The 22,267-nt window shown below is 60.5% G+C and carries 24 protein-coding genes; 9 read left to right on the forward strand and 15 right to left on the reverse strand.

The window, feature by feature from the left end; translation table 11 throughout:
- Positions 1–7 precede the first annotated feature (7 nt).
- Complete coding sequence (locus J1G37_RS00360) at positions 8–1,126, forward strand: succinylglutamate desuccinylase/aspartoacylase family protein (RefSeq protein ID WP_207039785.1); 1,119 nt, start codon at positions 8–10, stop codon at positions 1,124–1,126.
- A gap of 13 nt (positions 1,127–1,139) precedes the next feature.
- Positions 1,140–1,904 (forward strand): ATP-binding cassette domain-containing protein, encoded by a 765-nt coding sequence (locus J1G37_RS00365; RefSeq protein ID WP_207039786.1) that lies wholly within the window; start codon positions 1,140–1,142, stop codon positions 1,902–1,904.
- Here the strand turns inward: J1G37_RS00365 and J1G37_RS00370 are convergent.
- Positions 1,897–3,102, reverse strand: a complete 1,206-nt coding sequence (locus J1G37_RS00370) for a HAMP domain-containing sensor histidine kinase (RefSeq protein ID WP_207039787.1) — start codon at positions 3,100–3,102, stop codon at positions 1,897–1,899. The genes J1G37_RS00365 and J1G37_RS00370 overlap by 8 nt on opposite strands.
- Positions 3,086–3,763 carry a response regulator transcription factor gene (locus J1G37_RS00375; protein WP_207039788.1) on the reverse strand — a complete coding sequence of 226 codons (678 nt, stop codon included), beginning with the start codon at positions 3,761–3,763 and terminating at the stop codon, positions 3,086–3,088. Before J1G37_RS00375 ends, J1G37_RS00370 begins: the two co-directional genes overlap by 17 nt.
- Positions 3,764–3,891: 128 nt before the next feature.
- On the opposite strand from J1G37_RS00375, the gene J1G37_RS00380 reads away from it, so the two are divergent.
- The 5 genes from J1G37_RS00380 (at position 3,892) to pdeM (ending at position 9,783) form a co-directional block, all read left to right on the forward strand.
- Complete coding sequence (locus tag J1G37_RS00380; RefSeq protein WP_207039789.1) at positions 3,892–4,278, forward strand: GtrA family protein; 387 nt, start codon at positions 3,892–3,894, stop codon at positions 4,276–4,278.
- A complete protein-coding gene (locus tag J1G37_RS00385) occupies positions 4,250–5,185 on the forward strand; it encodes a glycosyltransferase family 2 protein (RefSeq protein ID WP_242551366.1) in 936 nt (311 codons plus the stop codon). Before J1G37_RS00380 ends, J1G37_RS00385 begins: the two co-directional genes overlap by 29 nt.
- The gene (locus J1G37_RS00390; protein WP_242551367.1) at positions 5,182–6,591 is read left to right on the forward strand and encodes a phospholipid carrier-dependent glycosyltransferase; all 1,410 of its coding nucleotides are present in this window, start codon (positions 5,182–5,184) and stop codon (positions 6,589–6,591) included. The genes J1G37_RS00385 and J1G37_RS00390 overlap by 4 nt, the downstream gene beginning before the upstream one ends.
- A 61-nt stretch (positions 6,592–6,652) precedes the next feature.
- Positions 6,653–9,133, forward strand: coding sequence for a ligase-associated DNA damage response DEXH box helicase (locus J1G37_RS00395; protein WP_207039791.1), 2,481 nt, complete (start codon positions 6,653–6,655; stop codon positions 9,131–9,133).
- Positions 9,133–9,783 (forward strand): ligase-associated DNA damage response endonuclease PdeM, encoded by a 651-nt coding sequence (gene pdeM / locus J1G37_RS00400; RefSeq protein ID WP_207039792.1) that lies wholly within the window; start codon positions 9,133–9,135, stop codon positions 9,781–9,783. Before J1G37_RS00395 ends, pdeM begins: the two co-directional genes overlap by 1 nt.
- Positions 9,784–9,786: 3 nt before the next feature.
- Here the strand turns inward: pdeM and J1G37_RS00405 are convergent, their stop codons facing one another.
- Both J1G37_RS00405 and dcd read right to left on the reverse strand, forming a co-directional pair.
- Positions 9,787–9,984, reverse strand: a complete 198-nt coding sequence (locus J1G37_RS00405) for a hypothetical protein (protein WP_207039793.1) — start codon at positions 9,982–9,984, stop codon at positions 9,787–9,789.
- A 107-nt stretch (positions 9,985–10,091) separates the two neighbouring features.
- Positions 10,092–10,658 carry a dCTP deaminase gene (gene dcd / locus J1G37_RS00410; RefSeq protein WP_207039794.1) on the reverse strand — a complete coding sequence of 189 codons (567 nt, stop codon included), beginning with the start codon at positions 10,656–10,658 and terminating at the stop codon, positions 10,092–10,094.
- A 389-nt stretch (positions 10,659–11,047) separates the two neighbouring features.
- Here dcd and J1G37_RS00415 point away from each other — a divergent pair, with 389 nt between their 5' ends.
- Positions 11,048–11,257 carry a cold-shock protein gene (locus J1G37_RS00415; protein WP_002554837.1) on the forward strand — a complete coding sequence of 70 codons (210 nt, stop codon included), beginning with the start codon at positions 11,048–11,050 and terminating at the stop codon, positions 11,255–11,257.
- A 222-nt stretch (positions 11,258–11,479) separates the two neighbouring features.
- Here the strand turns inward: J1G37_RS00415 and rpoS are convergent, their stop codons facing one another.
- From rpoS to J1G37_RS00455, 8 genes are all read right to left on the reverse strand, one after another.
- The gene (gene rpoS / locus J1G37_RS00420) at positions 11,480–12,484 is read right to left on the reverse strand and encodes an RNA polymerase sigma factor RpoS (RefSeq protein ID WP_017739096.1); all 1,005 of its coding nucleotides are present in this window, start codon (positions 12,482–12,484) and stop codon (positions 11,480–11,482) included.
- Positions 12,485–12,589: 105 nt separating this feature from the next.
- Positions 12,590–13,426: a peptidoglycan DD-metalloendopeptidase family protein gene (locus J1G37_RS00425; protein WP_207039795.1), complete on the reverse strand. Its 837-nt coding sequence runs from the start codon at positions 13,424–13,426 to the stop codon at positions 12,590–12,592.
- A gap of 209 nt (positions 13,427–13,635) precedes the next feature.
- Positions 13,636–14,271, reverse strand: a complete 636-nt coding sequence (locus tag J1G37_RS00430; RefSeq protein ID WP_177325361.1) for a protein-L-isoaspartate(D-aspartate) O-methyltransferase — start codon at positions 14,269–14,271, stop codon at positions 13,636–13,638.
- Positions 14,272–14,312: 41 nt separating this feature from the next.
- Positions 14,313–15,062 carry a 5'/3'-nucleotidase SurE gene (surE, locus tag J1G37_RS00435; protein ID WP_124526016.1) on the reverse strand — a complete coding sequence of 250 codons (750 nt, stop codon included), beginning with the start codon at positions 15,060–15,062 and terminating at the stop codon, positions 14,313–14,315.
- Positions 15,050–16,108: a tRNA pseudouridine(13) synthase TruD gene (truD, locus tag J1G37_RS00440; protein WP_124526017.1), complete on the reverse strand. Its 1,059-nt coding sequence runs from the start codon at positions 16,106–16,108 to the stop codon at positions 15,050–15,052. Before truD ends, surE begins: the two co-directional genes overlap by 13 nt.
- The gene (gene ispF, locus J1G37_RS00445) at positions 16,105–16,578 is read right to left on the reverse strand and encodes a 2-C-methyl-D-erythritol 2,4-cyclodiphosphate synthase (RefSeq protein ID WP_012722614.1); all 474 of its coding nucleotides are present in this window, start codon (positions 16,576–16,578) and stop codon (positions 16,105–16,107) included. The genes truD and ispF overlap by 4 nt, the downstream gene beginning before the upstream one ends.
- Positions 16,579–16,632: 54 nt before the next feature.
- Complete coding sequence (gene fghA / locus J1G37_RS00450; protein WP_124526018.1) at positions 16,633–17,478, reverse strand: S-formylglutathione hydrolase; 846 nt, start codon at positions 17,476–17,478, stop codon at positions 16,633–16,635.
- A gap of 8 nt (positions 17,479–17,486) precedes the next feature.
- Positions 17,487–18,599 carry an S-(hydroxymethyl)glutathione dehydrogenase/class III alcohol dehydrogenase gene (locus tag J1G37_RS00455; protein ID WP_017137160.1) on the reverse strand — a complete coding sequence of 371 codons (1,113 nt, stop codon included), beginning with the start codon at positions 18,597–18,599 and terminating at the stop codon, positions 17,487–17,489.
- A 109-nt stretch (positions 18,600–18,708) separates the two neighbouring features.
- Between J1G37_RS00455 and J1G37_RS00460 the strand changes: the two genes are divergently transcribed.
- Entirely contained in the window at positions 18,709–19,605 is an 897-nt protein-coding gene (locus tag J1G37_RS00460; protein ID WP_207039796.1) for a LysR substrate-binding domain-containing protein, read from the forward strand.
- 129 nt (positions 19,606–19,734) lie between these two features.
- On the opposite strand, the gene ispD is transcribed toward J1G37_RS00460, so the two are convergent.
- From ispD to eno, 3 genes are all read right to left on the reverse strand, one after another.
- Complete coding sequence (gene ispD / locus J1G37_RS00465) at positions 19,735–20,442, reverse strand: 2-C-methyl-D-erythritol 4-phosphate cytidylyltransferase (RefSeq protein ID WP_207039797.1); 708 nt, start codon at positions 20,440–20,442, stop codon at positions 19,735–19,737.
- A complete protein-coding gene (ftsB, locus tag J1G37_RS00470) occupies positions 20,439–20,717 on the reverse strand; it encodes a cell division protein FtsB (protein ID WP_003172294.1) in 279 nt (92 codons plus the stop codon). Before ftsB ends, ispD begins: the two co-directional genes overlap by 4 nt.
- A gap of 171 nt (positions 20,718–20,888) precedes the next feature.
- Positions 20,889–22,178 (reverse strand): phosphopyruvate hydratase, encoded by a 1,290-nt coding sequence (gene eno / locus J1G37_RS00475; protein WP_207039798.1) that lies wholly within the window; start codon positions 22,176–22,178, stop codon positions 20,889–20,891.
- Between the last annotated feature and the right edge of the window lie 89 nt (positions 22,179–22,267).

Genomic DNA, 22,267 nt, shown 5'->3' on the forward strand with positions numbered 1-22,267 from the left:
AGTTCGCATGCGTCATCAGGTCCATGAACTGATTGCGCCGGTGCCTGGTACGGCGCGGCAGGTTCACAGTTTCCACTTCGGCCCCGAACGGGCCGAGGGCAAGATCTATATCCAGTCGTCGCTGCATGCCGATGAGCTGCCGGGCATGCTGGTGGCCTGGCACTTGAAGATGCGCCTGGCTGAACTGGCCGCCGCCGGGCGCCTGCGCAGTGAAATCGTGCTGGTGCCCGTGGCCAATCCGGTGGGCCTGGAACAGGTGCTGATGGACATCCCGCTGGGCCGTTACGAGCTGGAGAGCGGGCAGAATTTCAATCGCCTGTTTATCGACCTCAGTGAAGCGGTGAGTAACCAGGTCGAGGAATTGCTCGGCGATGACCCGCAGCACAATGCGCGGCTGATCCGTGCTGCCCTGTCCGCAGCCCTCGCGGAGCAAACCGCGCAGACGCAATTGCAGTCCCTGCGCCTGGTGCTGCAACGCCTGGCCTGCGATGCCGATATGGTGCTGGACCTGCATTGCGACTTCGAAGCCGTGGCGCACCTGTACACCACGCCCGAAGCCTGGCCGCAGGTGGAGCCATTGGCGCGTTACATCGGCTCGGAAGCCAACTTGCTCGCCACCGATTCGGGTGGGCAATCCTTCGATGAGTGTTTCACCTTGGTCTGGTGGCAGTTGCAGCAACGCTTCGGCGAGCGCTTCCCGATTCCCCTGGGCAGTTTTTCGGTGACCGTCGAACTGCGCGGCCAGGGCGATGTGAACCACGGCCTGGCCAGCCTAGATTGCCAGGCGATCATCGATTACTTGATCCACTTCGGCGCCATCGCCGGTGACGTCGCGCCGCTGCCCGACCTGCCCTACCCGGCCACTCCGCTGGCCGGCGTCGAGCCGGTCGCCACGCCCGTCGGCGGCCTGCTGGTGTTCAGCGCCCTGCCCGGCGAATACCTGGAAGCCGGACAATTGATCGCCGACATCATCGACCCCATTACCGACCGCGTAACGCCCGTGCACTGCCAGAAGGCCGGCCTGCTTTACGCCCGTTCGCTACGCCGCATGGCCACTGCCGGGATGGTCATTGGCCATGTCGCAGGCTTAGAGGCCTACCGTAGCGGCTATCTACTTTCGCCTTGAGGATGCACGCCCCATGTACAAATTGACCGTTGAAGGCCTGCATAAACGCTATGGCGACAATGAGGTGCTCAAGGGTGTCTCGCTCAAGGCCAAGACCGGTGACGTGATCAGCCTGATCGGCGCCAGCGGCTCGGGCAAGAGCACTTTCTTGCGTTGCATCAACTTCCTGGAAACCCCCAACGACGGCGCCATGACCCTCGATGGCCAGCCGATCCGCATGGTCAGCGACCGCGACGGCATGCGCGTGGCCGACGATGCCGAGTTGCAGCGCCTACGCACGCGGCTGGCGATGGTGTTCCAGCACTTCAACCTGTGGAGCCACATGAGCGTGCTCGAAAACATCACCATGGCCCCGCGCCGGGTGCTGGGTTGCAGCAAGAAAGACGCCGAGGACCGTGCCCGGCATTACCTGGAAAAGGTCGGCCTGCCCGCACGCGTGGCCGATCAGTATCCGGCGTTTCTCTCTGGCGGCCAGCAGCAACGGGTGGCCATCGCCCGCGCCCTGGCGATGGAGCCCGAGGTGATGCTGTTCGACGAACCGACCTCGGCCCTCGACCCGGAGTTGGTGGGCGAAGTGTTGAAAGTGATCCAGGGCCTGGCCGAGGAAGGCCGCACCATGATCATGGTCACCCACGAAATGAGTTTTGCGCGCAAGGTGTCGAGCCAGGTGTTGTTCCTGCACCAGGGCCTGGTGGAAGAGCAAGGCGCGCCGGAGGATGTGCTGGGTAATCCGCAGAGCGAGCGCTTGCAGCAGTTCCTCAGCGGCAACCTCAAGTGAAGCGTACGCACGCGCGGAAGGTATGCAGCGTGCGTCGCGTTTCCAGGCGCCAGCCCACATAGGTGCAAGCGCGAGAAACAATTTCCAGGCCAAACCCGAAGCCTGGCGACGAGAGCTGCTCCACATGATTATTGATGATGACTAACTGCTGCTCGCAGAGGGCCACCCGAACCTTCCCGGCGCCGTGCTGAACGGCGTTGCCCAGCAGGTTCTGCACCACGCTGCAGGCGATTGCCTGGTTGGCCTGCAAGATGATCGGGGGTGCGCCGGCAAACCGCAGCGCACCCGCCACGCGGGGATACAGCAACAGGTACTTTTCGATCTGCTCGACGACGACAGCCGTCAAGTCAATCGCCTCACGGCGCAATTGACGGGGTTCCCGGGCCAGGGATAAAAACAGCTCGATCGTCATTTTCATCCCCGCCAGCGCGCCTTCCATGCGGAGCAGGCCGCGGGCATTTTTTTCCGCGCTGCAACCTGGCAAGCGCAGGATCGCCAGGCAGTTGTTCAGGATACTCAGGGGCGTTCGCAGCTCATGGCTGACATGCCGGGTAAACGCTTGCTCGCGCCTCAGCGCAGCGTTTTGCTGGGCGACCAATGATGACAGCGTGCGGCTCAAGGTGCCGATTTCATCCTGTCGCGCAAACCCACTGAAGCGCGCTGCGCCATGCCGTGTGCCCGCCACTTCGGCGGCCAACTGGCTGACAGGCTGGGCGATGGCCCGGGCAATCGCGATGGCCAGGATTGCCCCCAGGATCAGGATCAGCCCGGCAACGGCACACAGCAGTGCGAACACCTGCGCACGATAGCCTTCGGTTTGACTGAGCTTGGACTCTTCCAACACCAGGACCAGCAACGCCGACTCGCCGGCCACGGCGCTGACCAGTACATGCGTGTCCTCTTTATCGAGTTCGTGATGGCCGACGGGCAGGTCGCGAAAAGCCCCAGGTAGATCGGCGTCCGACGACCAGTAGCCTTTGAGGTAGATCGCGTTCGGCATCGCTGCAGCGCGGCCCAACTGGCCGTGTTTATCCTGGAAAGCCTGCGACTCCAGGTCCAGGTAGCTGGAGACGATGTAATCCTCGGTCAACACCACCGCAGCCCAGATCAGCAAGCTGTAGAACAGCGTGATCAGCGCCATGAATGGCAACAGGGCGTAGAGGATGCGCAGAAAAAATGAATCAGTGGGGAATAGCAAGGCGATACCCTTTGCCGTGGACGGTCCTGATCAAATCGGTACCGTAGGGCTTGCCCAGGGTTTGCCGAAGCCGGTAGATGTAGGTGCGCAATGCATCGCTGTCGGGCGGGTCGCCCTCGGGCCACAGCGCTGCTTCAAGCTTGCGTCGGCTGACGGGTTCCGGGGCCTCGTCGGCCAGCAGGTTCAGCAGGGTGAACTGCAACGCGGGCAGCACGCTCACCACACCGTGGTGGCTCAAGGACTGCGATGCCGGGTCGATGATCAAGTCGCCCACTTGCCTTGGGCTGCGCGGTTGTCGCGGCGCCATCCGGCGCATCAACGCGCGGATACGCCAGATCAGCTCCTGGGGCTCGAAGGGCTTGACCAGGTAATCGTCACCACCGGCGGCATAGCCCTCTTCCTTGTCGGGCAACGCATCGCGCGCGGTCAAGAACAGGATGGGCGTTTCATTGCACTCGCGCCGCAGTTGACGACAGGTGTCAAAACCACTCATCCGGGGCATGGCGACGTCCATCACAATCAGGTCGTACGCCTGCTGCCGGGCACGTTCCAGGCAACTTCGTCCATCACGTGCGTAGTCCACGTCATAACCAAACTCGCTGAGATAGTCCCCCAAAGAGCCCGCCAACGCATGATCATCTTCAACCAATAAGATTTCCATCAAGCCAAACTCCAAATTCATACAAGCAATAAAGATAATTCCTTCAGCAACCAACAAACTTAAGCATTAAGTACAGGAACATACACCGAGCAACATTTGGTTCACATTTGATCTTATACATTTCAACCATGCAAAAAACACTGCGCTTATTCATCCGTTACTTGGGCGTCGGTTTAATTGCTACGTCGGTGCACTGGCTGGTGTTTGCCTGCTTACTGGGCTACTTGGGGCCGGCGCGCTCGACATTTTGTGGCGGTTTTACCGGGGCATTGGTGGCTTATTGGCTGTCCAGGCATTGGGTATTTACCCAGCGAACCTGCAAAACACGGCGATTTGCCATCACCGCCGCCAGCCAAGTCATAGCCAACACGCTGGTGGTCGCGTTACTGACTCAATGGGGTGTACCGCCGCATCTTGCACAACTGACAGCAATGGCCGCCGTGACCTTTCAAGGCTTTATGTTCAACCACTTCTGGGTATTCCAACATGACATCAAGCGCGAGCCTTTCCAGTGAATGCCGGCCTACTGATGAACTTACGATACTGGTGCCGTGCTTTAACGAACAGCACGTGTTAATTGAATTCCATACACGCCTGATGGCGACTATTGACCATTTGAACGTGACCACCGAAGTTCTTTATATCAACGACGGAAGTCAAGACAGAACTGCCGAAATACTTGATCGTTTTTCGCAAGACCCACGGGTGCGCAGCCTGCATTTGAGTCGCAACTTCGGCAAGGAAGCGGCCATGCGCGCAGGCATCAATGCCGTACAGGACCGGGCCGTGATCATCATCGACTGCGACTTGCAGGACCCGCCCGAGCTGATCCCGCTGATGGTGCAAGAGTGGCACAAGGGCTACGAGATCGTGAACATGCAGCGGCGCTCCCGGCACTGCGACTCCTGGGCAAAGCGCACGGCCGCCAGGCTCTATTACGCGTTGATGGATCAGTTGATCGACGACTTCGACGTGCCCAAGCAAGTCAGCGATTTCCGACTGATCGGGCCCAATGCACTCGCGGCCATTCGGGCCATGGACGACAACGCCGGCGTGTTGAAGCTACTGGTGAGTTGGCTCGGTTACCCGAGTACCGAAGTGAATTACGACCGCAAGGCGCGCCAGGCGGGCACTACGAAATGGACCCCACTGTCCCTGCTGGACCTGTGCGCAGACTCGATTCTCGCCTTCTCGATTCGCCCGCTGAGAATGTACAGCTACGTCAGCGCGATCAGTTTTGTGGCGGGCACGCTGTGGGTCGCAGGCGCGGCGACACTCGGTGAATTGACCCATGTGCACCTGCTGGTGCTCTCGATTTTGCTGTTGTGCCTGGGCACCGCCGTGGTCGGTGAATACGTCGGCCGGGTGCTGACGGTGGTCAGCCCCAGACCCGACTCCCTGCGCAGGCGCAACCAACCATGAACCCATCCATCCAGGCTGTCGCCATGAACCCTTGTGTTTCCCTACGTTGGCTTTGGGGCATTTTGTTGGCTGTGCTGCTGGTGCGCCTGGGCACGCTCGGGCTCTATCCGCTCATGGATACATCGGAAGCCCGCTATGCGGAAATCGCCCGCAAGATGCTGGCGACCAATGATTGGATCACGCCGATGTTCGACCACGGCGTACCCTTCTGGGGTAAACCGCCACTGTCTTTCTGGGCGCAGGCCCTGAGCATGAAAGTGCTCGGCATTGGCGAATTTTCCAGCCGTTTTTCAAGCTGGCTGCTGCATGTTGCCAGTTGCCTGTTAATCGTGCGCTTCGCCAGCCAGGAGCGTAGCCCGCAGGTCGGATTGACGGCCGCGATCATCTATTCGACAGGTTCGCTCGGGTTCCTCTCCAGCGGCGCCGTGTTGACCGACGGGGCCTTGGCGTTTGCCCTATTGCTCGCGCATTTGGGCCTGTGGCGCGGGCTGATGCACGGTGAGCGCGGGTGGGCCTTGGCCGGCTTTTTCGGGCTAGGCCTGGGCCTGCTCGCCAAAGGCCCGCTGGCCCTGGTGCTGATAGCGCTGCCGGCCGCCATATGGCTGGCGGTTACCGCGCATTGGCGGCGCCTGCTGGGTCTGCCCTGGTTGTCCGGCAGCGTATTGACGCTCGGCGTGGCCCTGCCCTGGTATTGGCTGGCAGAACAGAAAACCCCCGGGTTCCTGGAATACTTCATCGTCGGCGAACATTTCAGCCGCTACGTCATCAGCCAATGGCAGGGCGATCTATATGGCAGCGCACATGCCCAGCCGTTGGGAATGATCTGGCTGCACCTGTTGGGCGGGCTCATGCCTTGGGCGCTTTTTTTGCCGCTACTGGTGAAGCTGCGCGGGCACCTTGGGCGTCAACCCGAGTACTTCATCTTTGTGCTGGCCTGGGCGGCTTCGGCGCCGCTGTTCTTCACCATGTCCACCAACATTCTCTGGACCTATGTGCTGCCCGCGCTGCCGGCCTGGGCGCTATTGCTCGCCGACGTCATCTGCCGGCACATGCGCGCAGCCGTTATCGCGGCCGTGGCGTTGGCGTTGCCGGTGACAGGCTGCGCCTTGATCATCAGCGGCAAGGCAGGCGACCGCCCCCAGAACCAGAAAGCCATCGTGGCACTCTGGAAAGAGCAACAGGCACAGGCCCCGGGTGACTTGATCTACTTGGGCTCGCGCTCATACTCGGCCGAGTTTTATAGCGCTGGCTGGGCGCGTCACCGCAAGAACCTGCAACAACTGCCGAAGGCCGAGAACTTCTACTTGGTGCAACGCCTGGACAAGCCGCAACCATTGCCGCCGGCCTGCCGCGCCGTCGGCCAGGCCAACGGCTCGCAACTGCACTACTGCGCCATGGCGCTTTAGTTAAACCTTTGGTGCCGCAGGTGGGTCTGTGGAATAAGCCCTTCAGAGCGTCAGCTGTCGCATGCCCCGTCACTTCGACTTCGCCAGGCAATGGTTTGCCGCCCAAGGCTGGACACCGTTCGCCTTCCAAAAAGACGTATGGCGCGCGGTCAAGCAAGGCCGCTCGGGCTTGCTGCACGCCAGCACCGGGGCCGGTAAAACCTACGCCCTGTGGTTTGCCGCGCTGAACTGCTTCGCCATCACCCGCCCACCCGTTACGGGCAAACGCAAACCGCCTGCCGAACCACTGACTGTACTGTGGATCACCCCCATGCGCGCCCTGGCCGCCGACACCGCGCGGGCGCTTGAGGCGCCGCTGGCAGCCTTGCAGATTCCCTGGAGCGTTGGCCTGCGCACCGGCGACACCGGCAGCAGCGAACGCGCCCGGCAAACCCGACGCCAACCCAGCGCGCTGGTCACCACCCCGGAAAGCCTGACGCTGATGCTGGCGCGGGCCGACAGCGAGGCAAGCCTGGGCCACCTGCGCATGGTCATCGTGGATGAATGGCACGAACTGATCGGCAATAAACGTGGCGTGCAACTGCAACTGGCGTTGGCGAGGTTGCGGCGCTGGCATCCTGAGTTGGTGGTGTGGGGGATTTCGGCGACATTGGGTAATCAGGATCACGCCTTGGAGGTGTTGGTCCCACACTGCAACGGCATCAATGTACAGGGGCGAACCGCTAAACAGCTCATCGTCGACACCTTGCTGCCCCCCGTTACCGACCGTTTTCCGTGGGCCGGACATCTGGGCTTGAAGATGCTGCCGCAAGTGGTGGCTGAGGTGGCGTCCAGCCGCAGTTGCCTTGTGTTCACCAATACCCGGGCGCAAGCGGAAATCTGGTATCAGGCCTTGCTCGAAGCGCGCCCTGATTGGGCCGGGTTGATTGCCCTGCACCATGGCTCGCTGTCCAGGGAAACCCGTGACTGGGTGGAGCGGGCACTGAAAGACGGCCAGCTCAAGGCGGTGGTATGCACCTCAAGCCTGGACCTGGGGGTGGACTTTCTGCCGGTGGAGCGGGTGCTGCAGATCGGTTCGGCCAAAGGCGTGGCGCGGTTGATGCAACGCGCCGGGCGCTCCGGCCATGCGCCCGGACGGCCGTCGCGGGTGACACTGGTGCCGACCCATAGCCTGGAACTGATGGAAGCAGCCGCAGCCCAGGACGCGATCGCCCAGCGCCGTATCGAAGCCCGCGAATCGCCCCGCAAGCCTTTGGATGTGCTCGTACAGCATTTGGTGAGCATGGCATTGGGCGGCGGGTTTACGCCCGATGCGCTGCTCGCTGAAGTGCGCAGCGCGTGGGCTTATCACGACCTCACCGAGGCAGATTGGGCCTGGGCGTTGGGGTTTGTGCGCCATGGCGGCCTGTCGCTGACGGCCTACCCGGATTACCGTCGCGTCGAACCCGATGAGTACGGCATTTGGCGCGTCCCGGATGCGCGCCTGGCACGTCGCCATCGCATGAGCGTGGGCACTATCGTCAGCGATGCCAGTATCCAACTGAAATTCTGGAGCAAGTGCGGCGGCGGCAAACACCTGGGCAGTGTCGAAGAAGGTTTTATTGCCCGGCTCAAGCCGGGAGATGGTTTTCTGTTTGCCGGGCGCGTGTTGGAGTTGGTACGCGTGGAAAACATGACCGCCTATGTGCGCCGCAGTACCGCGAAAAAAGCCGCCGTGCCACGCTGGAATGGCGGGCGCATGCCACTTTCCAATGAACTGGCCCAAGCGCTGGTTGAGCGTTTTGACGCCGCAGCGCACGGGCATTTTGACGGCCCGGAGATGGCAGCGGTGCAACCGCTGCTGCACACCCAGTTGCGCTGGTCCGGTCTACCGACCCGCAAGCACTTGCTCGCCGAGGTGCTGAAGTCGCGGGAAGGCTGGCACCTGTTTGTCTACCCGTTCGCCGGGCGCCAGGTACACCAGGGGTTGGCGAGCCTGCTGGCGTGGCGGGTCAGCCAGTTGCAGCCCGTGACCTTCTCGATTGCCGTCAACGACTACGGGTTGGAGCTATTGAGCGCCACGCCTGTGGATTGGCCGGGGCTATTGAACAACGCCCTGCTGAGCCCGCAGCAGTTGCTGACGGACGTTGCCGCCAGCCTGAACGCCGGCGAGCTGGCCCTGCGGCGCTTTCGTGAGATTGCCCGCATTGCCGGGCTGGTGTTCGCCGGCTATCCGGGCGCGCCCAAAAGCACGCGGCAGGTGCAGGCCTCCAGTGGTTTGTTCTTCGAGGTGTTCAAGCAGTATGACCCACAGAACCTCTTGTTGACCCAAGCAGCGGAAGAAGTCCTGCGCAATGAGTTGGATATTCGTCGCCTGGAAGAAACGTTGCGCCACCTTTCGACCCTCGAATTGGACCTGCATGTCATCGACCGCCCTACCCCCCTGGCCTTCCCCCTGCTGGTAGAGCGTATGCGCGAAAGCCTCAGCTCGGAAAAACTGTCGGAGCGCATTGCACGGATGGTCAAGGATCTGGAAAAAGTCGCGGATAACGGGAAGCGCTGATGCATTGTTCACTGACACTTGAGGGCGAAGAGCTGTGGTTGCTGGCGGAAAAGGCGATGTACTGGCCTGCGCGCCGCTGCCTTTTGATTGCCGATGCCCATTTTGGCAAGGCCTCTGCCTATCGCAGCTTGGGCCAGCCCGTGCCACAAGGCACCACCACGGCGAACCTTGAGCGACTGGATCGATTGCTGGCGGCGTATAAGTGCGCCCAGGTGGTATTTCTCGGGGATTTTCTGCACGGCCCCGGATCGCATGCCAGTGGCACCTTGGCCGCCCTGCGCGCCTGGCGTGAACGGCATGCTGGCCTGCTCCTTACGTTGATTCGCGGCAATCACGACAAACGCGCGGGCGACCCGCCGCCGGACTTGAGCATTGAAGTGGTCCCCGAGCCGCTGCTGATGGGCCCCTTTGCCCTGCAACACGAACCGCAAGCCCATGCCAGCCACCATGTACTAGCGGGGCATGTGCATCCGGTGTATCGCTTGCGCGGCAAGGGCCGGCAGAGCTTGCGCCTGCCGTGCTTCCAGATCGGCACGCGGGTCAGCCTGCTGCCCGCGTTTGGCGCGTTTACCGGGGGGCATGGAGTGGAGCAGGACAATGACCGCCAAATCTTCGTGATTGGCGATCATGCCGTCTGGCCGGTGGGCTAGCTATCAGGCGACAGGTGCCGGTGGCGGCTCGTCTGGCAATGTGGGCTCGCCAGGTTCGGTGGGCTGCGGGTAATCCGGCTCGGGCTGGCCGGGAATGCCGCCCGAGTAAGCAGGATTGGCCATCAGGGACCAGGCCAGAACACCAATCTGGTTGGGTTCAAGCCGGGCAAGTTCGGCGCTGATACGCGGATCGATCTTCATAAGGGACTCCTCAAGCGTGGCTCGACGCGTTTTGCACGCGCCGAGGCAGTACACCCAATAGAGTCGCTTACCGCAGACAAATTCCCTTTATACGTAGGAGCTTTCGATCAAGCCCGTGGCAAGGTCACACCACGCTGGCCCTGGTACTTACCGCCACGGTCCTTGTAGGACACTTCACAGGCCTCGTCGGACTGCAGGAACAGCATCTGTGCCACGCCTTCGTTGGCGTAGATCTTCGCTGGCAAGGTGGTGGTGTTGGAGAACTCCAGGGTCACGTGGCCTTCCCACTCGGGCTCAAGCGGCGTCACGTTGACGATAATGCCGCAGCGCGCGTAGGTGCTTTTGCCCAGGCAGATGGTCAGCACGTCACGAGGGATGCGGAAGAATTCGACGGTACGTGCCAGGGCGAAGGAGTTCGGTGGGATGATGCACACGTCGCTCTTGACGTCGACGAAGCTTTTTTCATCGAAGTTTTTCGGATCGACGGTCGCCGAGTTGATGTTGGTGAACACCTTGAACTCATCGGCGCAGCGCACATCGTAGCCGTAGCTGGAAACACCGTACGAAATCACAGGGCTGTCGCCTTCGCCACGGATCTGGCGCTCAACGAAGGGTTCGATCATGCCGTGCTCTTGCGCCATGCGGCGAATCCACTTGTCCGATTTGATGCTCATGGCGGGTGTCCTGAATAGCGAGGTGGAAAAATTCTGTTGGGCATCTTACCGGGGCCAGCGTTGGGGTTCAAAGGGCGTGGGGGTTTTCTTGACGACGGGCCTGCCGGCTATAAGCCGCAGCCAGCGGGGCCGGGGCCCTGCTTATGACGACCAGCGGCCGTAAATACCACCGCCAGTCATGAAAATAGAGAAACCTTCGGAAATATCATTGGCACGTTCCGGAAAAAGGGTTAAGGTGGCGCCACTGTGCTGCTTGTGTCACTGAGAATCTCTACACGATATGTTGAATTTCGATCCAACCATCTCCAAGAATTTTTCCTGCTCTTTGCACTCAGTCTCGGCCAGGGCTTTTCCTGAGTCGCAGTTAACTTTGTCCAAGGAGATACACCATGTCTAATCGCCAAACTGGTACCGTTAAGTGGTTCAACGATGAAAAAGGCTTCGGCTTCATCACTCCACAATCCGGTGACGACCTGTTCGTTCACTTCAAAGCTATCCAATCCGACGGCTTCAAAAGCCTGAAAGAAGGCCAACAGGTTTCTTTCATCGCTACCCGCGGTCAGAAAGGCATGCAAGCTGAAGAAGTTCAAGTTATCTAACTTGTACTGACTTAGTCGAAAAAACCCCGCCCTTAAAAGCGGGGTTTTTTTATGCCTGGGATTTGGTTATTCCGGGCATAAAAAATGTGAGAGCCAAACCTATGTGGGAGCTGGCTTGCCTGCGATAGCAGCACCTCGGTTTGTCAGTGACACCAAGGTGATGCTATCGCAGGCAAGCCAGCTCCCACACAAGCCCAGCTCCCACACTTTCAGCGTGCGCCGTTATTGAAACAACGACTCACTCGACAAGCCATTCTTCTCCAGGATCTCACGCAAGCGCTTGAGCCCTTCCACCTGGATCTGCCGCACCCGCTCACGGGTCAGGCCAATCTCCAGGCCGACATCCTCCAGGGTGCTGCTCTCATGGCCGCGCAGGCCGAAGCGGCGAATCACCACCTCACGCTGCTTGTCTGTGAGTTCAGATAGCCACTGGTCAATGCTTTGGGACAGATCATCGTCCTGCAGCAGCTCGCAAGGATCTGTAGGCCGATCATCTGTCAGCGTGTCCAGCAGGGTTTTATCCGAATCCGGACCCAGCGAGACATCGACCGAAGACACGCGCTCATTCAAGCCGAGCATGCGCTTGACCTCCCCTACCGGTTTCTCCAGCAGGTTGGCGATTTCTTCGGGCGAAGGTTCATGATCGAGTTTCTGGGTAAGCTCACGCGCCGCCCGCAGGTAGACGTTGAGCTCCTTGACCACATGGATCGGCAACCGGATCGTGCGGGTCTGATTCATGATCGCCCGTTCGATGGTCTGACGAATCCACCAGGTGGCGTAGGTCGAAAAGCGGAAGCCCCGCTCCGGGTCGAACTTCTCCACTGCCCGGATCAAGCCGAGGTTGCCCTCCTCGATCAGGTCCAACAGGGACAACCCACGATTGACATACCGCCGGGCGATTTTCACCACCAGGCGCAGGTTGCTTTCAATCATGCGCTTGCGCCCGGCCGGATCGCCCTTTTGCGACAAGCGCGCAAAATGGACTTCTTCTTCGGGAGTGAGCAGAGGGGAAAAGCCGATTTCATTGAGGTACAGCTGGGTCGCATCGAGCGCCCGCGTGTAATCAATGTATTTGTGTTGCTTTAACGCGGTGGAGTTCTTGGATTTGGTGCGAACTGAAGGTACAGCAGGTCCCTCATTCGACATCGATTCCGTATCGGTGTGCTCTCCCATAAGGAGAAGCTCATCGTCGATGTCAAACTCCGGCGCTTCTTTACTGAGAGCCATTGTTATAGTCCTTTGGTGAGTTCGACCTCAAGCTCAAGCGTCGCCTTTATCCTTGGCAACACTGGAGCCTGTTCCTTCTACGTGAGGGAACAGGCTGACAACAAATCAACGACGGGGTAGGAATTGCAGCGGATCTACAGGTTTCCCTTGGCGGCGAATCTCAAAGTGCAGTTTCACCCGGTCTGTACCAGTTGACCCCATTTCGGCAATTGTCTGTCCGACTTTGACCTGCTGCCCCTCCCGAACCAACAGCCTGCGGTTATGTCCGTAGGCACTGACGTAGGTATCGCTGTGCTTGATGATGACCAGCTCGCCGTAGCCCCGTAAACCACTCCCGGCGTACACCACTGTCCCATCAGACGCAGCTAAAACAGGCTGTCCCAAATCCCCGGCGATATCAATGCCTTTATTCAAACTACCGTTTGAAGAGAATTTTCCAATCAGCACTCCGTTTGAGGGCCATCCCCAACCCGTCGGTGCGGGTCCGGCAGGCGGCAGTGGCGCAGGTGCCGGCTTGCTCGCAACCGTAGGCGCGGCAGTGCCTGCAGGCCGGGTGATGATGGTGGTTTTGCTCGAAGACGACGGCGAAGACGTACTGTTTGTTACCACGGCCGCAGGCGTTGAACCGGTGCGCCCGTCAAAGCGAATCGTCTGACCCGGATGTATCGTGTATGGCACAGGAATATTGTTACGAGCTGCGAGTGCCTTGTAATCCCAGCCATAACGGAAGGCGATCGAGAACATCGTGTCGCCCTTGCGCACCACATATTGCCCGGTGGTCACCGTCGGCTTTTGCGGTGCTGCATTGTTGCGGTCAACCACCCGCGCGCCGCTGCTTGGCGAGCTGGAACACCCTACCAACAAGGAACTCAAGACAAGGCCAAGCACCAGTCGCTGAAAGCTTGTTTTACTCATACGCTGCGCAAGACCTGTGAGACTCACCCGCCGCTCCCTTTATGGTGGCTGAACATGAATGCCTGTATCAGGCTTGAAATATGACGCAAGTATAACTGGGCATTAGGTTTTTACCGGCACACGACTGAAACGAAAAATTCATCATGTTTAATCCCGATTACCCGTCATGTTGACTCTACAGACCCCGGCGTAAGACACATCCTCGCCAGCAGAATTCACTGCCGGCGCACAAATGATCAGGCCAGCGGGCCATTGAGCAGCGGGACGAAGCGCACAGCGCCCAGTACATGCCGTGAAAAACCTTCGTCTTCGCGGATAATGAGCATCAATTGTTGCACTTCGCCGGAGCCCACCGGGATGACCAACCGCCCACCCGGGGCCAATTGATCGAGCAACGCCTGGGGCACATCAGTGGCCACGGCGGTGACGATAATACCGTTGTAAGGCGCCAGGGCCGGCCACCCTTCCCAGCCATCGCCCCAGCGGAACACCACGTTGCGCAGGTTCAACTCGGCCAGGCGCTCCTTGGCGCGGTCCTGCAAGACCTTGATGCGCTCCACCGAAAACACCCGCTCCACCAACTGCGACAGCACCGCTGTCTGGTAGCCCGAGCCGGTGCCGATCTCCAGCACCTTGTCCAGTGGCCCCGCCGCCAACAGCAACTCGCTCATGCGCGCGACCATGTACGGCTGGGAGATGGTCTGGTTGTGGCCGATGGGTAGTGCGGTGTCTTCATAGGCGCGGTGCGCCAAGGCCTCATCGACAAACAAGTGCCGAGGCGTACGCCGGATCACTTCCAGTACCTGGGCATTGGACAGCCCCTCTTCGTACAGGCGCTGGATCAAACGCTCACGGGTACGCTGGGAAGTCATCCCGATGCCCCGGCGTAGCAGGTCGTCTTGTTCGCGGCCCATCAGTTCAGCGCCTCCAGCCAGCCATCGAGGCTACTGAAGGCATCACTGAAGGTGCGATCAAGTTGCAACGGCGTAATCGACACATAACCTTGCATCACCGCATGAAAGTCAGTGCCCGGACCGCCGTCTTCGGCATCGCCGGCGGCGGCGATCCAATAACCTTCCTTGCCACGCGGGTCGACCACCTTCAACGGAGCTGCCGCACGGGCACGGTGGCCCAGGCGCGTCAGCTGGATGCCACGGATGTGGTCGAGGGGCAAATTGGGAATATTGACGTTGAGCACCGTACGCGGCGGCAGGTCCAGGGAGCCGTGGGCCTCGACCAGCTTGCGCGCGAAATAGGCGGCGGTCGGCAGGTTGTCCAATTGGCGCGAAGCCAATGAGAAGGCGAACGACGTACGGCCGAGGAAGCGTCCCTCAAGAGCCGCCGCCACGGTACCGGAATACAGCACGTCGTCACCCAGGTTGGCGCCGAGGTTGATGCCCGACACCACCAGGTCCGGCTCGCGGTCCAACAGGCTGTTGATCGCCAGGTGGACGCAGTCGGTGGGGGTGCCGTTCACGCTGATAAAGCCGTTGGCCAGAACCTGCGGGTGCAGCGGACGGTCGAGCGTCAGCGAACTGCTGGCGCCGCTCTTGTCCTGGTCGGGGGCAACCACCACGCACTCGGCGTAATCTTCCAGCGCAGCATAGAGCGCGGCAAGACCGGGTGCGGTGGCACCGTCATCGTTTGATATCAGAATACGCATGGGCTGTCCGTCTGCCCCACCGGCACCAGATCAACAAGCTCGCGCACCAAGACAGTGGCGAAGCATCCGGCCGGCAGGACGAATTCCAATTGCAGAATGTCAGGCCCGGGATAATGCCACGTCAACCCGCCAATGGGCAGTCGCAGAATGCGCCGCTCCTGGCTCATGCCCGCATTCACCAGCCAATCGCGCAGCTCGGCTTCACTGGCGGCGACGGCCTGTTCCAGCGCATGGGTCGCACCGCTGGCGGGCGAATCGCCCTCGCCCCACTGCGGCCCCGTCGGGTGCAGGTCGAGGATCGCCAGGCGCGGGTCGCTGCATTCAGCCTCGCCGGCCGGGAAAAAGCTGCGGCTGTCGGTAAACGCCAGCAAGTCACCGACTTGGGCGCGCTGCCAGGAACCATCGGCAACACGCGCCGCCAACACCTTGTTGAAGAGGAAACTGCGCGCAGTGGACAACAGCCGCGAACGCACATTGCGCTGCTCCGGCAAGGCCTTGCGCGCCGCCCACTCACGGGCGTCAACCACGTTGCCGCCGTTGTGGCCAAAACGCTGGGCGCCGAAGTAGTTGGGAATGCCGTGCTGGGCGATCAGTTGCAAGCGCGCGTCGATGGCTGCGGTATCGCCGGCCAACTGGGTCAGGCGCAAGGTGAAGCCGTTCGCCGAATGCGCGCCACGTTGCAACTTGCGCTTGTGGCGGGCCATCTTGAGGATCTTGAGGGTGTCGTTTTCTGCACCGCTCATGTCTGGATCAGCCTTGCCCGGCAACTGCACGCTGAACCACTGGCGCGTCAGCGCCTGGCGATCCTTGAGCCCGGCATAACTGACGGTACGCAACGGCACGCCAGCGGCCTTGGCGATACGCCGCGCGGCTTCTTCGGTATTGAGGCCACGTTTCTCGACCCACAACCACAGGTGCTCGCCATCGCCGGTCAACGGGATGTCCAGCACTTCATCGACCTGGAAGTCTTCAGCAGTGGCCTTCAGGACGGCACTGCCCAACGCCTCGCCATAGGCCCGTGGGCCCAGCAGTTGCAGGTCGTTCATGCGCGCAGCAACAAGGCGACGGAGTGCACCGCAATGCCCTCTTCACGACCGGTAAACCCGAGCTTTTCGGTGGTGGTGGCTTTCACGTTCACTTGATCCAATTCTATTTGCAGATCCGCGGCAATCAGCGCGCGCATCGATTCGATATGGGGGGCCATTTTCGGTGCCTGGGCCACGATGGTGTTATCGACGTTGCCGACCTTCCAGCCCTTGGCGTGGATCAGGCCTACCACGTGGCGCAACAGGACGCGACTGTCCGCCCCCTTGAAGGTGGGGTCGGTGTCTGGAAAATGTTTGCCGATATCACCCAACGCCGCTGCGCCGAGCAAGGCATCGCTCAAGGCATGCAACACAACGTCGCCGTCGGAATGAGCCAGCAACCCATGATGGTGTGCAATGCGCACGCCGCCCAAGGTGATGAAATCGCCCTCAGCGAAACGGTGCACATCGTAGCCGTGGCCAATACGCATAAAAAAACGCCCCGATTTAATTCAGGGCGTGATTCTACCTACTTTTGCCACACATTAACCGAGCAAAGCACGGCCATGATGTCGCAAATGCTCTTCGATGAAGCTGGCGATAAAGAAGTAGCTGTGGTCGTAGCCGGGTTGCAGGCGCAGTTCCAGCGGATGACCGGCCGCCTTCGCCGCTTGCTGCAAGGCTTCAGGCTTGAGCTGCACGGCGAGGAAGTCGTCGCGGTCGCCCTGATCCACCAGCAATGGCAACTTCTCCGAGGCTTCGCTGATCAGCACGCAAGCGTCCCACTCACGCCACTTCGAACGCTCTTCCCCCAGGTAACGGGAGAAGGCTTTCTGGCCCCACGGGCAATCCATCGGGTTGTTGATCGGCGAAAACGCCGACACCGACAGGTAACGCCCAGGGTTGCGCAGCGCACAAACCAACGCGCCATGGCCGCCCATGGAATGGCCGCTGATGCCGCGTTTGTCCGACGCCGGGAAATGCGCCTCGACCAACGCCGGCAATTCCTGCACCACGTAGTCATGCATCCGATAGTGCTTGGCCCAGGGTTCCTGGGTGGCATTCAGGTAGAAGCCCGCGCCCAGGCCAAAGTCCCAGGCGTTGTCCGGGTCGCCCGGCACGCCGGGGCCGCGTGGGCTGGTGTCCGGCGCGACGATGATCAGCCCCAGCTCGGCGGCCATGCGCTGGGCGCCGGCCTTCTGCATGAAGTTCTCATCGGTGCAGGTCAGGCCCGACAGCCAGTACAGCACTGGCAACTTGCCGCCCTGCTCCGCTTGCGGCGGCAGGTAGACGGCAAAGGTCATATCGCAACCGAGCACATCGGAGTGGTGCTTGTAGCGTTTATGCCAGCCGCCAAAGCTTTTCTGGCATGACAGGTTTTCCAGACTCATGGCCGACCTCAGAAGTGGATGACGGTACGGATGCTCTTGCCTTCGTGCATCAGATCAAACGCTTTGTTGATGTCTTCCAGGCCCATGGTGTGGGTGATGAAAGTGTCCAGCGGGATCTCGCCGGTCTGGGCCATTTCCACGTAGCTTGGCAATTCGGTACGCCCGCGCACGCCGCCGAAGGCCGAACCGCGCCAGACGCGACCGGTCACCAGCTGGAATGGGCGCGTGGAAATTTCCTGGCCAGCGCCGGCCACGCCGATGATCACCGACTCGCCCCAGCCTTTGTGGCAGCACTCAAGGGCGGCGCGCATCAGTTGCACGTTGCCGATGCACTCGAAGGAAAAGTCCACGCCGCCGTCAGTCAAATCGACAATCACATCTTGAATTGGACGATCGTAGTCTTTCGGGTTGATGCAGTCGGTGGCGCCCAGTTGCTTGGCGATTTCGAACTTGGCCGGGTTGATGTCGATGGCGATGATGCGCCCCGCCTTGGCCTTGACCGCACCGATCACCGCCGACAGGCCGATACCGCCGAGGCCGAAGATGGCCACGGTGTCGCCCGGCTTGACCTTGGCCGTGTTGATCACTGCACCGATACCGGTGGTGACGCCACACCCCAGCAGGCAGACTTTTTCCAGCGGCGCTTCTTTAGGAATCTTGGCCACGGAAATTTCCGGCAGCACGGTGTATTCGGAGAAGGTCGAGGTGCCCATGTAGTGGAAAATCGGCTGACCTTTGTAGGAAAAACGCGTGGTGCCGTCCGGCATCAGGCCTTTGCCCTGTGTGGAACGGATGGCCTGGCACAGGTTGGTCTTGCCCGAGAGGCAGAATTTGCACTTGCCGCATTCCGGGGTGTACAGCGGGATCACGTGGTCGCCGACCGCTACCGAAGTCACGCCCTCGCCGATGGCTTCAACCACCGCACCGCCTTCGTGGCCGAGGATCGACGGGAAGATGCCTTCCGGGTCCGCGCCCGACAGGGTGTAGGCGTCGGTATGGCACACGCCGGACGCGACCACGCGCAACAGCACTTCGCCAGCCTTGGGCATGGCGACATCCACTTCAACGATTTCAAGGGGCTTCTTGGCTTCGAAGGCTACGGCGGCGCGGGACTTGATCATCCGGGTTTCTCCATGGAGTTAAAAACTGAGGCGCAGAGTGTAAAACATGGCTGACTGATGAATAATCCAGCTGAAAGCAAAACTTTATTGCTGTACAGGGATAATCGCCATGCTGGAAAACCGCTGGGAAGGCATCGATGAGTTTGTCGCAGTCGCCGAATGCAGCCAATTCACCGCAGCGGCAGAGCGCTTGGGCGTGTCGTCGTCCCATATCAGCCGGCAAGTGGCGCGCCTGGAAGAGCGGCTGCAAACGCGCTTGCTGTATCGCAGCACGCGCAAGGTCACCCTGACTGAAGCCGGCCAAACCTTTCTGCAACATTGCCAACGCTTGCAGGACGGCCGCGAAGAGGCCCTGCGCGCGGTCGGCGACCTCGCCAGCGAGCCCAAGGGCATGTTGCGCATGACCTGCGCCGTGGCCTACGGCGAGCGCTTTATCGTGCCGTTGGTGACGCGGTTCATGGCGCTGTACCCGCAATTGCGCGTGGATATCGAGCTGAGCAATCGCCAGCTTGATTTAGTGCATGAAGGCCTCGACCTGGCGATTCGCCTGGGGCGCCTGCAGGATTCGCGCATGGTCGCCAGCCGCCTGGCACCGCGACGCATGTATGTGTGTGCGTCGCCGTCCTACTTGGCGCGGTATGGGCGGCCACATAGTTTGTCGGAATTGACTCGGCATAACTGCCTGATTGGTAGCTCGGATATCTGGCAACTGGCCCAGGATGGGCGGGAATTTTCCCAGCGGGTGCAGGGAAACTGGCGCTGTAACAGTGGGCAAGCGGTGCTGGATGCGGCGTTGCAAGGCGTCGGGTTGTGCCAGTTGCCGGATTATTACGTGCTGGAGCATCTGCACAGTGGGGCGCTGGTGTCGTTGCTGGAGGCGCATCAGCCGCCGAATACGGCGGTGTGGGCGCTGTATCCGCAGCAGCGGCATTTGTCGCCGAAGGTCAGGAAGTTGGTGGACTTTTTGAAGGCGGGGTTGGCTGAAAGGCCGGAGTACAGCCAGTGATTATGGGTCGTTTGTGCCGGCCTCATCGCAGGCAAGCCAGCTCCCACCTTTGACCGCGTTTATCCTGTAGGAACACGGTCAAATGTGGGAGCTGGCTTGCCTGCGATGAAGTCGACTCGGTGCGACTGACTACCTACGGTTAGCCCACCGCAACCGCAACCACTCCAAATCCTCCGGTCGAGTCACCTTGATATTGTCCGAACGCCCCTCAATCAGGCGCGGCGCCTGGCCGGACCATTCCATGGCCGAAGCCTCATCGGTAATCACTGCATCCGCCACCAAACTGTCAGCCAACGCGCGGTGCAAGGCACCGAGGCGAAACATCTGTGGCGTGTAGGCTTGCCAGATCAAGCTGCGATCCACGGTTTCCACCACCCGCCCGTGCTTGTCGACGCGCTTGAGCGTATCGCGGGCCGGCACGGCCAACAGGCCGCCGACGGGGTCATCCGCCAGTTCCATCAGCAACTTGTCGAGATCATCGCGACTCAGGTTAGGTCGCGCTGCATCGTGTACCAACACCCAATCATCATCACTGGCGCCCAGGGCATTCAATTGCAACAACGCATTAAGCACCGAACCCGAGCGCTCGGCGCCACCGTCGGCACGCTGGATACGCGGGTCGGCAGCACAGGCCAGGTTGGGCCAGTAGGGATCATCAGCAGCAAGACTGACCACCAGGCCCTTGAGCGCTGGGTGGTCGAGAAAACAGCCAAGGCTGTGTTCGAGAATGGTGCGCCCGCCCAGTTGCAGATATTGCTTGGGACGGTCCGCGGCCATACGGGCACCGACGCCCGCGGCAGGTATCACGGCCCAGAAGGCCGGCAAACCAGTACTCATTGGGCCAACTGGTAGAGGGTCTCGCCCTCCTTGACCATGCCCAACTCATGACGAGCCCGCTCTTCAACGGTCTCCGTGCCTTTTTTCAGCTCAAGCACTTCGGCATCGAGGACGCGGTTGCGCTCCAGCAGGCGTTCGTTTTCGGCGTGCTGGTCGGCAATTTGCTGGGTCAGGTCTTTTACCTGCGCAAAGCTGCCATTACCCACCCATAGGCGGTACTGCAGGCCAGCCAGCAACAAGAGCAAGACGAGGAACAACCAATTGGGACTGCGCATCGAAATCCGGGTATCCAGTGAAAAAAGACAGCCATGCAAAACTTTTGCAGCAACTGATAGCACGAAGCCTGGAAGAACCAGGCTTGTGCTAGATAGCCATGAGATTAGCGTCGAAATCTACACTGTCGTGTTTTTTCCGACGCAATCCGCCGACTTTTTACCATTTACAGCTCAGCCGCGAAACTCATCACGACCGTTGTACTTGGCTTTGCCAGCCAGTTGCTCTTCGATACGCAGCAATTGGTTGTACTTGGACACGCGATCGGAACGGCACAGGGAACCGGTCTTGATCTGGCCCGCCGAAGTGCCCACAGCCAGGTCGGCAATGGTCGAATCTTCGGTTTCGCCGGAGCGGTGGGAGATCACGGCGGTGTAGCCCGCAGCCTTGGCCATCTGGATGGCTTCCAGGGTTTCGGTCAGGGTGCCGATCTGGTTGAACTTGATCAGGATCGAGTTGGCGATCTTCTTGTCGATGCCTTCTTTCAGTATCTTGGTGTTGGTCACGAACAAGTCGTCGCCCACCAGTTGGATTTTCTCGCCGATCTTGTCGGTGAGGATTTTCCAGCCGTCCCAGTCGGACTCGTCCAGGCCGTCTTCGATCGAGATGATCGGGTAGCGTTCGGTCAGGCCCTTCAGGTAGTCAGCGAAACCTTCGGAGTTGAACACCTGGCCTTCGCCGGACAGGTTGTACTTGCCATCTTCGTAGAACTCGCTGGCCGCGCAGTCCAGGGCCAGGGTCACGTCGGTGCCCAGCTTGTAGCCCGCATTGGCCACGGCTTCGGAGATCACTTTCAGTGCATCTTCGTTGGACGCCAGGTTTGGTGCGAAACCACCTTCGTCACCCACGGCAGTGCTGAGGCCACGGGCCTTCAGTACAGCCTTGAGATGATGGAAAATCTCGGTGCCCATGCGCAGGCCTTCGGAGAAGGACTTGGCGCCAACTGGCTGCACCATGAATTCCTGGATATCAACGTTGTTATCGGCGTGCTCGCCACCGTTGATGATGTTCATCATCGGAACCGGCATCGAGTAGACACCCGGGGTGCCGTTCAGGTTGGCGATGTGGGCGTACAGCGGCAGGTCCTGGTCCTGGGCAGCAGCCTTGGCCGCAGCCAGGGATACGGCGAGGATGGCGTTGGCGCCCAGGCTGCCTTTGTTTTCGGTGCCGTCGAGCTTGATCATTGCCAGGTCGAGGGCTTTCTGGTCAACCGGGTCTTTACCCAGCAGCAGGTCGCGGATCGGGCCATTGATGTTGGCTACGGCCTTGAGTACACCTTTGCCCAGGTAACGGCTCTTGTCGCCATCACGCAGTTCCAGCGCTTCGCGCGAACCGGTAGACGCACCGGACGGCGCGCAGGCGCTGCCAGTGATGCCATTATCGAGAAGCACGTCGGCTTCGACGGTGGGGTTGCCACGGGAGTCGAGAACTTCACGACCTTTGATGTCGACGATTTTTGCCATTGTTGTAAACACTCCAAAGTTGACGAAAACGACGCAGCTGAAGGAAAACTTTTGACCGACCGCAAGGGTGGAACAACGGGGCAGGCTTG

Origin of the sequence: Pseudomonas sp. Marseille-Q1929 (genome assembly GCF_017316265.1) — a bacterium.
Lineage (GTDB): Bacteria > Pseudomonadota > Gammaproteobacteria > Pseudomonadales > Pseudomonadaceae > Aquipseudomonas.